This is a genomic window from Lysinibacillus sp. SGAir0095, from assembly GCF_005491425.1.
GTDB lineage: Bacteria > Bacillota > Bacilli > Bacillales_A > Planococcaceae > Ureibacillus.
The window spans coordinates 2,228,769-2,243,091 of the sequence record NZ_CP028083.1 but is presented as its reverse complement, the minus strand read 5'-3'; the positions used below and the strand labels follow the sequence as shown (position 1 = coordinate 2,243,091).

The 14,323-nt window shown below is 33.9% G+C and carries 15 protein-coding genes; 9 read left to right on the top strand and 6 right to left on the bottom strand.

What is annotated here, in order from left to right:
- Window positions 1-28: 28 nt before the first annotated feature.
- From pabB to C1N55_RS10975, 3 genes are all read right to left on the bottom strand, one after another.
- Entirely contained in the window at window positions 29-1,762 is a 1,734-nt protein-coding gene (gene pabB / locus C1N55_RS10985) for an aminodeoxychorismate synthase component I (RefSeq protein ID WP_137728866.1), read from the bottom strand.
- A gap of 2 nt (window positions 1,763-1,764) precedes the next feature.
- Window positions 1,765-2,346, bottom strand: a complete 582-nt coding sequence (locus C1N55_RS10980; RefSeq protein WP_137728865.1) for an anthranilate synthase component II — start codon at window positions 2,344-2,346, stop codon at window positions 1,765-1,767.
- Window positions 2,347-2,496: 150 nt separating this feature from the next.
- Window positions 2,497-2,706 carry a hypothetical protein gene (locus C1N55_RS10975; RefSeq protein WP_137728864.1) on the bottom strand — a complete coding sequence of 70 codons (210 nt, stop codon included), beginning with the start codon at window positions 2,704-2,706 and terminating at the stop codon, window positions 2,497-2,499.
- Window positions 2,707-2,837: 131 nt separating this feature from the next.
- Between C1N55_RS10975 and purU the strand changes: the two genes are divergently transcribed.
- Window positions 2,838-3,743 carry a formyltetrahydrofolate deformylase gene (purU, locus tag C1N55_RS10970; protein ID WP_137728863.1) on the top strand — a complete coding sequence of 302 codons (906 nt, stop codon included), beginning with the start codon at window positions 2,838-2,840 and terminating at the stop codon, window positions 3,741-3,743.
- 89 nt (window positions 3,744-3,832) lie between these two features.
- Here the strand turns inward: purU and C1N55_RS10965 are convergent, their stop codons facing one another.
- Complete coding sequence (locus C1N55_RS10965; RefSeq protein WP_137728862.1) at window positions 3,833-4,657, bottom strand: EcsC family protein; 825 nt, start codon at window positions 4,655-4,657, stop codon at window positions 3,833-3,835.
- Between the two features lie 200 nt (window positions 4,658-4,857).
- Between C1N55_RS10965 and C1N55_RS10960 the strand changes: the two genes are divergently transcribed.
- The 6 genes from C1N55_RS10960 to C1N55_RS10935 all read left to right on the top strand — a co-directional run bounded on the left by C1N55_RS10960 (window position 4,858) and on the right by C1N55_RS10935 (window position 10,451).
- Window positions 4,858-5,598, top strand: a complete 741-nt coding sequence (locus C1N55_RS10960) for a hypothetical protein (RefSeq protein ID WP_137728861.1) — start codon at window positions 4,858-4,860, stop codon at window positions 5,596-5,598.
- Window positions 5,599-5,779: 181 nt separating this feature from the next.
- Entirely contained in the window at window positions 5,780-6,430 is a 651-nt protein-coding gene (locus tag C1N55_RS10955; RefSeq protein WP_168193843.1) for an SDR family oxidoreductase, read from the top strand.
- Between the two features lie 251 nt (window positions 6,431-6,681).
- Window positions 6,682-8,181: a malate:quinone oxidoreductase gene (locus C1N55_RS10950; RefSeq protein WP_137728859.1), complete on the top strand. Its 1,500-nt coding sequence runs from the start codon at window positions 6,682-6,684 to the stop codon at window positions 8,179-8,181.
- Between the two features lie 195 nt (window positions 8,182-8,376).
- The gene (locus tag C1N55_RS10945; RefSeq protein WP_137728858.1) at window positions 8,377-9,672 is read left to right on the top strand and encodes an arsenic transporter; all 1,296 of its coding nucleotides are present in this window, start codon (window positions 8,377-8,379) and stop codon (window positions 9,670-9,672) included.
- 15 nt (window positions 9,673-9,687) lie between these two features.
- Complete coding sequence (arsC, locus tag C1N55_RS10940; protein WP_137728857.1) at window positions 9,688-10,110, top strand: arsenate reductase (thioredoxin); 423 nt, start codon at window positions 9,688-9,690, stop codon at window positions 10,108-10,110.
- Window positions 10,111-10,136: 26 nt separating this feature from the next.
- Window positions 10,137-10,451: an ArsR/SmtB family transcription factor gene (locus tag C1N55_RS10935; protein WP_137728856.1), complete on the top strand. Its 315-nt coding sequence runs from the start codon at window positions 10,137-10,139 to the stop codon at window positions 10,449-10,451.
- Window positions 10,452-10,697: 246 nt separating this feature from the next.
- On the opposite strand, the gene C1N55_RS10930 is transcribed toward C1N55_RS10935, so the two are convergent.
- Together C1N55_RS10930 and C1N55_RS10925 are read right to left on the bottom strand one after the other, a co-directional pair.
- Window positions 10,698-11,702 (bottom strand): nucleoid-associated protein, encoded by a 1,005-nt coding sequence (locus C1N55_RS10930; protein WP_137728855.1) that lies wholly within the window; start codon window positions 11,700-11,702, stop codon window positions 10,698-10,700.
- A 235-nt stretch (window positions 11,703-11,937) separates the two neighbouring features.
- On the bottom strand, window positions 11,938-12,546 hold the full coding sequence (locus C1N55_RS10925; RefSeq protein WP_137728854.1) for a methyltransferase: 609 nt from the start codon (window positions 12,544-12,546) through the stop codon (window positions 11,938-11,940).
- A gap of 690 nt (window positions 12,547-13,236) precedes the next feature.
- On the opposite strand from C1N55_RS10925, the gene C1N55_RS10920 reads away from it, so the two are divergent.
- Together C1N55_RS10920 and C1N55_RS10915 are read left to right on the top strand one after the other, a co-directional pair.
- The gene (locus C1N55_RS10920) at window positions 13,237-13,791 is read left to right on the top strand and encodes a spore coat protein (protein ID WP_240758269.1); all 555 of its coding nucleotides are present in this window, start codon (window positions 13,237-13,239) and stop codon (window positions 13,789-13,791) included.
- A gap of 26 nt (window positions 13,792-13,817) precedes the next feature.
- A complete protein-coding gene (locus C1N55_RS10915) occupies window positions 13,818-14,246 on the top strand; it encodes a spore coat protein (protein WP_137728853.1) in 429 nt (142 codons plus the stop codon).
- Window positions 14,247-14,323: the final 77 nt, after the last annotated feature.

The window sequence follows — 14,323 nt, the reverse complement described above, 5'->3', positions numbered from 1 at the left end:
AAACTGAAGACATTCTCTTTTTTACATATCAAATTAGGTTAACCTTAATCCATTTCCGTACACTGTTGATGAACCAAATTCCCGTACAATTCTCAAGGTCAGATAATGTCAACACTTTTTCATGGATTTTACCTTCTTTTAGTAACTTCTCACGAAATGTTCCGCCAAGAAGTCCGCTTCGAATAGGAGGGGTGTATAGCTTACCATCCTTTTCTACGATTATATTACCATTGGTAAATTCGGTAATTTCTTTATCTTCATTCCATAAGAGAACATCAAAGCTATTTGATTGTTGGTGTTCTCCATAGATTTCACGATGAGTTGTTTTGTGATAGAGAAACACATTCTTTTTATCGATAGGGTGCTTTGCTATTTTAACAAATTTTAGCACTTCATTTTCAACTAATTGTTGTGATTCAATCTTCAAGTGACCTGATTTTGATAGAAGCAACCTTATTTTATACTTGCCTGTTGGATAATCTTTTATAAACTCGAGTAAAGTTGACGTTACTTCATGTCGATTAAAAAGGAAACTAAAGTATTTCGAAGAATCTTGAAGACGTTTAAGGTGTTCATCAAGTAAATACAGTTCGCCATTTTCTAGAAGCATACTTTCAAGTAAATCAAACTCTGGTTTCTTTTGTTCCAACAGACTTGCTTTGGTTAGAACTTCCTCAAATTCACCAGATGCTGTAGAATCCCATGTAATTCCACCACCGACACCATAGGTTGCTTTCCCTGTTTTTTTATTGATGACTACTGATCGAATAGGGACATTAAATATCGCTTCATGGTTAGGTGTGATATAACCGATAGCCCCACAATATACATCTCGAGCGTCTGATTCTAGCCTCGAAATAATCTCCATTGTACTTATTTTCGGAGCCCCAGTGATAGAGCCGCAAGGGAAAAGAGCCTTAAACAAGTCGAAGTATGTAGTGTTTGACTTCACTGTTGCTGTAATTGTAGAGGTCATTTGGTGAACAGTAGGGTAGTGCTCAATATCAAAAAGTTTCGGCACATGAACTGACCCTTGTTCACTAATAATGCTTAAATCGTTCCGTAATAAATCGACAATCATTACATTTTCTGACCGATTCTTTTCAGATTCGAAAAGCCATTTTGCATTTTCTTGATCTTGCGCCCAGCTCGTACCTCTAGCAATTGTCCCCTTCATCGGGCGAGTGGTAATTCGATGATCTTTTAAATGGAAAAAAAGCTCCGGCGATGCAGATAGAATACTAAATTCTCCGGTATTGATATATGCACAATAATTGGAAGCCTGCGCTAGTTTTAACTTATCGAAAAAAGCAATGTCATCCCCTTCAAAATGGGAATTTAGCCGAATTGTATAATTTGTTTGATAAGTATCACCATTTTTAATAGAGTTTTTAATAGATTCAATCGAAGAATCATATTGATCCCTGTTGACATTTGGCATCCATTTTGAGTGTTTATAGCTTCCTTTACGAACTACACTCTCTTTTATAGGTTCTGCATATATTCCAAACCAAAGTAATGGCATATTCGGATTTGGATTTACTCGAAATGCTGGATCGAAAGCAGGTGCGCTTTCGTAGGAAACATATCCAGCTGCGTAAAGGCCTTTATTCACTGCTTCCTGGATTAAGTTAAAGCACGGAAGAATTTCTTCTATATTGTTTGCCACTATCGTTTTAATAGGATTTTTAAAAGTAACTGGCTCTACTTTTCCAGCTGAATTTGCAAATTCGAATGATAAAAGTGTTTGTAAATTGTTCATTTTCATGATGGTATCCTTTGTATGTTAGTAAAGAAATTTTGAATCATTTGAAGTCCATTTTCTGTAAGTATAGCTTCAGGATGAAATTGAACACCTTCAACAGGAAAATGTTTATGGCGAATGGCCATGATTTCTCCATTCTTTGTTTTCGCACTTATTTCTAAAGTATTTGGTAAGGATGCTTCGTCGACAATTAATGAATGATATCTTGTAACGGGAGTAGGGGAAGGAATATCTTTAAAAAGTTGTTTTCCATCATGAATGATTACATCCACTTTCCCATGCATCGGCATACTTGCTCTATGTACTTTACTCCCAAAAGCCTGTGCAATTATTTGATGCCCTAGACATACACCCAAAAGTGGGATATCCTGATGAAACTCTTTTACTACCTCTAAGCAAATACCTGCAGTATCCGGATTTCCTGGCCCAGGCGACAGAAGAATCGAATGGGGGTCCATTTTTTTTATATCTTCCAAAGTTACCTCATCATTTCGAACAACAACGACGTCCTCACCTACTGATTGAATATATTGGACTAGATTAAAGGTAAATGAATCATAATTATCAATGACTAGTATCAAATTAATAGTCTTCCTTTCAAGGTGAGTAATATGAGACCTATTATAGAAGAATTGAGTCAGAAATGCGAAGAATTTTAAAAAAATATCTAAGTTTTCGAAGGAAATCAATAAAAAAACACCTCGAATTATAATCGAGGCATTCGATAGACATTATTTTTTGTCATCTAAGAATTTTTCAACTTTTTTCATTATGGAGCTATTTTTTATTTTGTTTAAAAGTGGGTTTTTCTCCATCCCAAATTCTACTTTTGACTGACTATTCTTCTGTTGAGAATTCATTTGTTTGTTCGCACTGCTTTGACCCTTTAATCCTCGGTCATCAAAGTTTGAGTAGTCATCAAAATCTTTGTTTTCGGTCATCTTATCATCTCCTTTCGACTTTAATATGCGAATATTTGTGTAGATTATGTAAACAATACTCCAAACAGTTGCTCAATAATTCAAAATAATAGATAATGAAAAAATTAATAATGAGTAGGAGTGTACATTATATGCAAGCAGAGCAAGTTAAGCCAGAGAGCAGACAACATGGTTCACGAGCTGAGAATAGAGCAAGATTATTAGTTAAATGTCCCGACAAACCGGGAATTGTTTCAGTCCTATCAAGTTTTTTATTGAAGTATAATGCAAATATCATTGAATCCAATCAGTATTCAAATGATCCAGAAAACGGTACATTTTTTATTCGATTAGAATATTATTGTGAGAATCTTTCCATTAAGGCTAAAGAGATGGAACAGGAATTTATAGAAATTGCTGATCATTATGAGATGACCTATCATTTTCACTATTTAAATAATCGGCAACGTTCGGCTATATACGTATCAAAAGAATTACACTGTTTACTAGAATTATTATGGGAATGGCAAAATGGAGATCTAGAGACGGATATAGCCGTGGTCATAAGTAACCATGAGGAAGCTCGATCAATTGTAGAGTCTTATGGAATTCCATTTCATTACTTACCGGCAAATAAGGATATTCGTAGGGAAGTGGAAGCAAAGCAAATTGAATTGATGAAAGAATATAATATAGATTTACTGATCTTAGCCCGTTATATGCAAATATTAACGCCTGAATTTGTTAATCATTTTGAGAATCGAATTATTAACATTCATCATTCTTTTTTACCAGCGTTTATAGGTGCAAATCCATATGATCGTGCCTATAAGAGAGGAGTAAAACTTATCGGTGCAACTTCACACTATGTTACAAACGATTTAGATGAAGGTCCAATTATCGAGCAAGACGTGGAACGAGTGGACCACCGTGATGATGTTCAGACTCTTAAGAAAATTGGGCGTAAAATTGAACGCCGCGTCTTGTCAAAAGCAGTAAAATGGCATTTAGAAAATCGAATCATTGTTGAAGGCAATAAAACAATCGTTTTCCATTAGTGCAGACAATCAGTTGGAGACCTTCCAATAAGCTTTTAGCTAAAAAAGAATGCCTGTAAACGTCAAAATACGGTTTACAGGCATTTTCACTATTCAATTGAAGAATTTCTTGCTAATTCCAGCTCATGTAGCTTTTCATAGATTCGTCTTTTCCTATAAAGCATTATACCAGCTTCCGATACGTCATCCATCATGCCTTTATTGATAATTGCCCCAAACACCATTCCTGCAATTGGCACCATTTGAAATAACTTTTTCCATCCAAAATTATCGCGGTATGTGAAAAATACTTCCTGCCATCCCTTTAGCTGACTGATCATACTTTCTGCCGAATCTGTTTTCTTATTCATGCTTGCCAATTCATTTAGAATAGCTTCTTTTCCAACTATATCAGCTGAAGCAAATTGCAAGCATTTTACAATAAATACACGTTCATGCTTTTCGTTTGGGTTGTAGCCGTGAATTATGGCTATTTCTTGCAGAGTTTTTAGAGCCATGCCTAAAATAACTGGTATATCAATAACTAGTGTAAAAATTCCGCCGAAACCTGTAGAAGCTCCTTGAACAGTGGCTAACTTACTACGCTCACTTTGTAATTTGTTACTTAAATCTATCATATCATCCATCGGCATTTTTCCTATATCCTCAAACGAATCAATCGGATGAGAAGTGGATTTTTGAATTTTTTTCATCATTAATTTTTCACTAATTAAATATTTTCCACCAGTTTGAATATAGCTTCCTAATTCATTCACTAAAATTCCAATTTTTGCTTGTATAAATTTTGGAGTTAACTTATCAATAACCTTAAAAGGGAGACGACCTATTTTCTCCCAAAAGAATAAACCTTTTTGATCATCTTCCCATTTTTCAATTTCCTCTAAGTAAACTGTCAATTGTTCTTTCGAATCCAATATCATTTCTCCCATCTTTCCCCATATTGTTATAGTATCTATTACGAATGTTACTGCCAAAATGTTTCGTTTTAAGTATGTACTTTTTGTTAAAGATTTACTTAAAACAAAATAAAAATGAATGCAATAAAAAATTGAATCGTATATTTAACTTATATTCATTTAATTGGCTAGTGGATTTTGAACAAGGGGGAGAAGTATTGGACAAAGGAGCACAAACCGAATTGAAGCAGCTCCATGAACATTTTAGAGATTCGTTACTTATCGATAAATATGAGGCACAGATTGAATATTTGCAAAAAAGAAGGTTTGAAAAGTCTCAAAGTGAAACTAGTGAAGATACAATCGTCTGGAATGTATTTCGTACATTAAATCAAATTGAACGTAACCTTTGGATTGAAGATTTATTTTACAAATCATTTCAAGAGGATTTTTCTCATTCAAATGAAAAAATAGAAATCAAGCTATGGAAAAAAATTCACCCACCAAAAAGCCTCCAAATTAATGAAGGAAAAACCGATATCGATATCATCATAGAGTCAGATTCCTTCGTATGGTTTATTGAAGCGAAATACAAATCGGATATTATATTAGATACAGATCATCAAACAAAAAGAGATGAGCTTATAAGAAAGATTGATGTGGGTACAAATTATTCTAGGAAAAAAGACTTTTATTTTACTTTATTAATCTTAGATAAATACAACAGTCCAATGGGTTTTAGAATGGCGAATGAGTATAAAGGTTCTGTTGAGAAGGTAAAGGATTTATTACCACATCGAGTAGAACTGCCTTCGTTGAAAGGAATCAGTATATTATATTGGAAGGATATTCAGTCCATATTTAAAACGGTATATTTGTATAGTAAGAATAAATACGAAAGATTTATAGCCGATCAAGCGAGCTATTGGTTATTTGATAAGATTAAGGATGATAATTAATTATTGTGGAATAAGGATACTGTTACCGACATATTAAGGTATGTCGGTTTTTTTGATTTTTTGGGAGATTGTACTAACAAGAAGAAGTAATTAAAGGAAATCAACCCTTACTAAAGGGTTAAATTTTTCATTTTTAGTCCATTCTGTATGTAAAACATCTATTTTAAAGGATGTGAGGGAATTGAACATTCTCGTAATTGGGGCAAATGGGCCATTAGGTAGACTTGTAATTCAATTCATACTTGAGGTTGGCGATCACCGAGCTGTAGCTTTGTTGCAAAATAACGCACAGGCAGCATATTTTAACGAAAAAGGTATTGAGAATTTTATCTACAGCCCTAAAGAATCCATTGAATTCTTTCTAGAGAAAATTCGAAATGTTGATGCAATTGTAATTGCTGATCACAACCTTCATGATATAATACCTGATGCGATAATCGAAATTGATGAAACGGTTAATTTATTGGAAACATTGAAGTACTCTAAGCTAAAACGGGTGGTTCATATTAGTACGTTTGAAACTAGAAAAGAAGAGTGGATGCATTTACCTGTATACTTTCGACAGATAATGATTAAAAATTATTATGTTGATCAGTGGATAAGGATGTCATCGCTTGATTATACAATTATCCATCCAGGAAATCTCAATGATAAAAAGGGAACTGGATTTGTGAAAATAGTCGCAAGCAATGTTAGGCAAGGTAATATATCTAGAGAAGATGTTGCAAAAATAGTTCTTGCGTGCTTAGAAAATCAATCCACCATTCGAAAAGAATTTAAGATAGTAACAGGCAAAGATCCCATAGCTGAAGCGATAAATTCGGTTTTTTAGTTCATCATCTTTAAAAATGATAAATAAAACATTCCGTGTTTTACTAGCCTTTGTGGATAGAATGCTATTTATTTCACCTTTTATAAACTAAAATTTTATTATATAATAGTAGATATTTTAATCTAAGAAAAAATGTATTATAATATTATACGGTTATAATTAATACAGAGAAGGTGGGTCCTAGATGTATTTAACTCATCGGGTAATTCACCTACATCTTTGCAAATATAGGGGAGATAAGGAAGGTAATTATGAGTACTAGATATGAAAAAACAGACGTTATCTTAATTGGTGCTGGTGTAATGAGTGCTACTTTAGGATCTATGCTTAAAGAATTAGCACCAGAATGGGAAATTAAGGTTTTCGAATCACTTGATAAGCCTGGTGAGGAAAGTTCTAACGAATGGAACAATGCTGGTACAGGACACTCAGCACTTTGTGAGCTTAACTACACACCTGAAAAACAAGACGGTACGGTTGAAATAAAAAAAGCAATTGACATTAACGAACAGTTCCAAATCTCAAGACAATTTTGGTCATATCTTGTAAAGAACAATCTAATTAGCAATCCAGAAGATTTCATTAAAGCAATTCCACATATGAGCTTAGTTATGGGAGAAGATGATGTAAACTTCTTGAGAAAACGTTTTGAAGCGCTTTCAGTTAACCCATTATTTAAAGGTATGGAATACACAGAGGATCCAGTAATACTAAAAGAATGGATGCCTCTTGTAATGGATGGACGTAAAGGAAACGAACCTATTGCTGCAACAAAAATCGATAGCGGTACGGACGTGAACTTTGGCGCTTTAACACGTATGTTAATCGACCACTTAGGAAAACAGAATGTAGAAGTAAACTATAAGCACTCTGTTTCTGATATCAAACGCTCTAGCGATGGAATGTGGGAAGTAAAAGTACATGACCTAGAAGGGTGTAAAATGGAGTACCATAAAGCCAAATTTGTCTTTATCGGTGCTGGTGGCGCAAGTCTTCCATTATTACAAGCAACTGGTATTCCTGAGTCAAAACATATCGGCGGTTTCCCAGTAAGCGGTTTGTTCATGGTATGTAATAATCAAGAAATCGTTGAACAACATCATGGTAAAGTGTATGGGAAAGCGAAAGTTGGTGCACCACCAATGTCAGTACCTCACTTAGATACTCGTTTTATTGACAACAAAAAATCATTACTGTTTGGGCCATTTGCAGGCTTCTCGCCTAAGTTCTTAAAAACTGGTTCCAATATGGATTTAATTGCATCTGTAAAACCAAACAACCTTTTAACAATGTTATCTGCCGGTGTAAAAGAAATGTCATTGACAAAATATTTAATCCAGCAGGTTATGTTATCAAATGAACAACGCTTAGAAGAGCTGCAAGAATTTGTTCCAAATGCTAAACTTGAAGATTGGGATATCATCGTAGCTGGTCAACGTGTACAAGTTATTAAAGATACAGATGCAGGAAAAGGGACACTTCAATTTGGTACTGAAGTTGTAACAGCTGCGGACGGCTCAGTAGCTGCATTACTTGGAGCATCACCAGGTGCATCTACAGCTGTAAAAGTAATGCTAGACGTTATGAATAAATGCTTCCCCGATCGTATTAAAGAATGGGAACCAAAATTAAAAGAAATGATTCCTTCATACGGTGTTTCTTTAGCTCAGAACACAGCATTACTAGAAGAAATCCAAGCTTCTACTGCTGAGGTACTTGGTCTTAATGAAAAAGAAGTAGTTCATAACTAATACAAACAAACTAAAAACCATCAATCTGTGATTTAATTTGCGGATTGGTGGTTTTTGGCATTAAAGAAAGCTATTGAATTCTATATATAAGTGGATTATTATATAAGTAGTTAGTTATATATTGTGTGGGAGTTGATTAATTATTTATTCTCTCATCACAACTTTTTTTGATTTTTGAAATGGAGGAAGTTTTTATTGTTTACAGATATAATAGCAACACTTATTTTTTTAGTTACACTCGTCTTCGTTATTTGGCAACCTAAAGGGCTAAATATTGGTTGGACAGCTTGTATTGGGGCAATTGTTGCTTTAATGTTCGGGGTAGTTGATTTTGGAGATGTTGGTGAAGTAGTAGGAATAACTTGGAACGCCACAATCACGTTTGTAGCAATAATCCTTATTTCATTAATCTTAGATGAAATTGGATTATTTGAATGGGCTGCATTACATATGGCCAGAACCGCAAAGGGTAATGGTATTAAAATGTTTGTTTATGTGAGCTTATTAGGGGCAATTGTTTCAGCATTATTCGCAAATGATGGAGCCGCATTAATCTTAACGCCAATTGTATTAGCAATGGTTCGAAATCTAAACTTTCAGGATAAAATGATTTTTCCATTTATTATGGCAAGTGGTTTTATTGCAGATACAACTTCATTACCGTTTGTAATCAGTAATTTGGTAAATATTGTTTCTGCGGATTTCTTTAATATTGGATTTTTGGAATATGCAACTAGAATGATTTTGCCAAATCTATTTTCTTTGGTTGCAACTATTACTGTTCTAATGATTTATTTTAGAAAGAGCATTCCTAGAAATTACGAAATCTCTAAAATAAGAATGCCAAAAGATGCTATAAAAGATCTAAAAATGTTCCAGCTTTCTTGGTATGTCTTAGCACTGTTACTAATTGGTTACTTTTTAAGCGAGTTTATTGGAATTCCAGTTTCTTTTGTAGCTGGAATCATCGCTATGTTTTTCTTATTCATGGCAAGAAAAAGTGCAGTAGTCAATACAACTGCAGTTTTGAAAGGGGCACCTTGGAATATTGTCTTTTTCTCGATCGGAATGTATGTGGTTGTTTATGGACTCGGAAATGCATGGTTAACACATTCATTAGCTGGTGTTATTGAAAACTTTGCAGAGCATGGATTATTTGTTGCAACGATTGCTATGGGCTTTATAGCTGCTATTCTTTCTTCAGTAATGAATAACATGCCAACTGTTATGATTGATGCATTAGCGATTGCAGAAACGAGTACAACTGGAATTGTGAGAGAAGCGCTAATTTATGCAAATGTCATCGGATCAGATTTAGGACCGAAAATTACGCCAATAGGTTCCTTAGCGACTCTTGTTTGGCTACATGTACTTTCTCAAAAAGGTATTAAAATTTCTTGGGGAACCTACTTTAAAACAGGGATAATCCTTACAATACCAATTCTATTCATTACATTACTTGGACTTTATTTAACATTTATTCTATTTTAAGAGGAGCTATTAAACATGTCGAAAAAAACACTTTATTTTTTATGTACAGGGAATTCTTGTAGAAGTCAAATGGCTGAAGGATGGGCGAAAAACCTTTTGTCTCCTGACGAATGGGAAGTAAAAAGTGCTGGTATCGAGGCACATGGAGTGAATCCTAATGCCATAAAAGCAATGAAAGAAGTCGGAATCGATATTTCGAAGCAAACTTCTGATATTATTGAAACGGAAATTTTGAATAATGCTGATTTAGTCGTTACTTTGTGTGGAGACGCTAGCGATAAATGTCCTGTAACTCCTCAGAATGTAATACGTGAGCACTGGGGATTTGATGATCCTGCAAAAGCACAAGGCTCGGAAGAAGAAAAATGGGCATTTTTCCAGCGTGTTCGTGATGAAATAGGTCAAAGAATCGAGCGTTTTTCAAAAACGGACTTATAAAGTCTAAGTTAGAACGAGGTGGGCGAATGGAGATACATTTACTTGAAAAACAATTAAAGGCAGTATCAGATGCCAACCGTTTAACTCTTTTAAGTTGCTTAAAAGCTGGAGAGGTTTGTGTCTGTGATTTTGTAGATGTGCTTGGAATTTCCCAGCCAGCAGTCAGTCAACATTTAAAGAAATTAGAAGAAGCGGGCATTATAACGGCACGTAAAATCGGAACATGGAAGCACTACAGAATTATTGATAATCCAACACCAATTATTCAAGCTGTCGTGGATCAATTAGAGGAACGTACAGTATGTAAATGTAATACAGGTTCTTCATGTGAAAATGATTAATAAGTATTAGCAAAGTAAAGTCAATTCAGAACACAGTAAGTGATTTGAATTGGCTTTTTAAAGCAGTACCTTTGAAGCGCTATGAAGAGAGTTATGGTAACTAAATTAAACTGGCGATGCAATTCACTTACAGTTTGAAGGAAGTTGACTTCAAACTAGATGGATTCATCAAAATAAAAAGCAGTGGTGAACAACATATCGTTGTTCACCGTCTGCTGGAATGACCTACTTAGCCAAATGGTTTTATTACGCTTCTTCTTGAAAATAGATTTTATAGAATTTGCGATTAGTAGCTTCGTCATAACCTATTTCAATTAGTTCATCAACCTGTTCGATGTTTTGTACGTTTACTTGAATTTCAATATTTGAATCAAGTTTGATCTTTCGTTTATATGTTTTTTCAGCTTTTTCTATTGCAAAATCAGAAATAACGGTTTCATAGGGTTTTACTGTATTCACAATAATATCTTTTTGAGTAGAGTCTGCCTTTTCAAAAACGGATTCAATATAGTCGTTCACCTGAAATTCCTTTTCACTTCTAAAATAATCGAGCGTTTTGTTTAAGAATCCGAGCTTCTCTGTATTAGTAAAGCTATCTTCTTTAAGAATATACTTTTTACATTCTGTTAAAGCTAAATTTGTTTTATGATAATGTTCATCTGCTACCTTGATTTTCAAGAAGCGTTCTTGCCAGTAGACAACATCTTCTTTTCTTTTCGTCTTAATAAAGATAGCGGGTAACTCGTTCGTTCCCATGTCTACAATGACAGCTACATTATTGATCTTCTTTACGTTTATTCCATCGATTCCATTAACGACCATTTTATTTTGATCATTTTTTACATCCAAGAATATTTCTTTTTCATCAATCTTAACGATGGAAATAACTTTTTTTACTTCATTGTTCCAAATGCAATTGTCGAAAAACCCGATAAATAATTCACCATTTTTTATATTTGGATGCTGAGAAGAACTATGTAAATGAGTGGCAATATTTTTTGATTGCTCTAGGAAACGATCCTGGTCATTAAATATCGATTTTGAATAAGCATACATTTCATTTAAGCTAATTTCTGTTTCATGGAAAAATTCGTATTGCTGGTCTAAATCAATTTTGTTAAATGCGAGTTGAGTAAAGGCAGCTTCGAGCAAAACCTCTGGCTGAGGAAACACTTCTTCGCCCAGTATTAATGTATCACTCACATAATGTATGACGTACTGTTTTAATATACTTTCACTAACTTCTAACAATTTTTTCACCTACTATTAATAATCTCGGAGAATATACCATAACATATACAATTAATATTTTCATAGCTTTTCATATAGCTAATAACTTCCAGAAAAAAATTCGGACATAAAGCTATGCAGAAATAATAAAATACTTTATAATAACAAATAGAATACAAGTGATTCAAATTAGAAAACCGTTTCCGTTAGGTGCTTGGCAGCACTTAACATATGGAAACGGTTTTTTATATTTTAACTATTTAGTAAGACGGTAGATTAGGAATCTTTCGTAAGTATTTTTTACATAAAGTTCCGGTAGGGGGATTTCTTTTATCAATTCAAACTCAGTATGCTGATCTAAAAAATATCTGTAATCATCAGAAGCGTAATAGAAAATTAGATCAATTTCTCGTTTATGTTTTTCCACAGATAATAAGATATTATTTAAAACCTTCATAAAGATTTGTACTGAGAAAGGGTTGAAAAAATAAAATCTGTTATCCGTTGGTTGAATTTCATATTGCTCTGCTAAGCAACATTGAAAATGAATAGTTTCTGAATTACGATGGGTCTTCTTTAAGTAATTATGTCTATTTTTCATAGCATCTTGATAAAAGGTATTATTCATCTCGATGCCAACAACAGATACCAGAAATCTATAGTGAAGATAAAAATTTAATCGTCCCTTACCACAGCCGAAATCTACAACGTGATTATTTGGCTGCACTTCATAATGTTTGAACAATTCTTCTAACGCCGAGTATGGAGTAGGTTCGTATGGATGATAGTGTATCGAATGATTGATATCACTTTTATTTCCTTGCGTATTTATATGTAGCAATTCTTCATAATGGTCTTCATTCACTTAAGTATTTCTCCTATCGTGACTATAAAATTATTGAGCCAAAATTTCATCCGCTAATAGTTTATAAGACTCTAATCAATCTTTGTTATAATACTACTTGTTCTTTTTCTTTCTGTGTAAGTTCAAAATTCTTCGCTTCTTCTATTGCCGGAACCAACCGACCTTCCCCACATTACTTCAGTATTTTCTAAATAGTTGAGCTCCAAGCTATTTCTTCAGCATCCAAGATATTGTTGGTCTTGAGGGAAGGGCGATGCTTTTATTCATCCACTAAATCATCCACAATAGTTTCTGCGTATTTATCAATTTAGATCACTGTATCATTCAATTTTATGACTTTAACAGAATAATTTCTTTTCGAGAGGTGGGTATAGAAAATCATACCACCCAGCAGAAAGAACTGTAAATGTGAAGAAATTTAGAAATATTCAGATCTGTATCAAGAATAAGAAGTTAGCCCTTGTTATTAAATCTATAGTAATACATATCTATCCTGGTGAATTTATTCTTGTAGCCTACTAATTTTTGTTTCTCTTCTCGGTTTTATAAAAATAGGCTATTTTTACTTTATATAAAATTTTCATAATAATGATATTCAACTATACCGAGTGTTTAATTATCCATATTCTATTAATGTCAAGTTGTTGAATAGGTTGCAGCTTGAATCTACCAGGAAAGGAGGAGAAATAAATGGGACGTTGGAATTGTACAGAGTGTGATACTAAAAACTCTAGGAAAAAAACATATTGCAAGCATTGCCATACTCCTTGGGAATCAATGGAGGAGGAGGAAAGCGTTTTGGCCATGGAAGAAGAATCATTAATGGCTATGGAAAGACCGGTGAGATCTAGAAGAAAGAAGTTTGATGAGGATGCTTTTGTTGACCAAGAGTTTGATCAAATTTCTAAAATGGATCAAGAATCAGATGAATTAATTTGGATTAAGGATTCTTGCAACGTTAATGTAAGAACGACTGATACTCAAGCTGCAGCTTCTCTTCAAGTAGGATTACAGCTAGCAATCGCTCTAGTAATTAGCATTTCTCTAGGAGATTCAGAACAAGGCCGCGCAGTAGCACAAGAAGTCTTGCAAAAATTTGATGACGAGCAATCAAACAAACAAAGAATTTATGTTGAAAACAGTAAAGATGTTGATATTCACACAACAGATACTGATTTATCGGTTAACATTCAAGCTTTATTGGATGTACTACTTACATTAGTAGTAAGAATCGATGTACTTTAAGTTTAATGAAAAAAGGGGGGAAAAAAATGGCGGAAACGAAGTGGAGAGCTCTAGATCATTGTGATGACCACAATAATGACAGCGCAGATGTCGAGCAAGAAGCTGTTCAAAAACAAATAACGAAGCAGGAATCTAACGAATGGATTATTGTAAAGGATTCGGAATGTGTTGAAGTAACGACTACTGATACACAGGTTGCGCTATCTCTACAACTAGCTATTCAAGCAGCTATTGTTGCTGTTATCAGTGTAACAATTGGTGATAATGAGCAAGGGAAAAACGTATCTCAAGATTTGAAACAATTTATGAAAACAAAACAGAGTAACAGACAAAAAACAATTATTGAAGGCAGCAAAAACGTGAAGGTTAAAACGACTGATACTGACGTGGCTGTAAATATTCAAGCACTTCTTCAAATCCTAGTTGCAATTGTAGCTAAATTAGATGTGTTATAGGATCTAGATATTAAATTGTAGTCCTTTACACTTTATAAAAAGTATTCCACGCAACGTTATTGAAACCCATAAGTTGC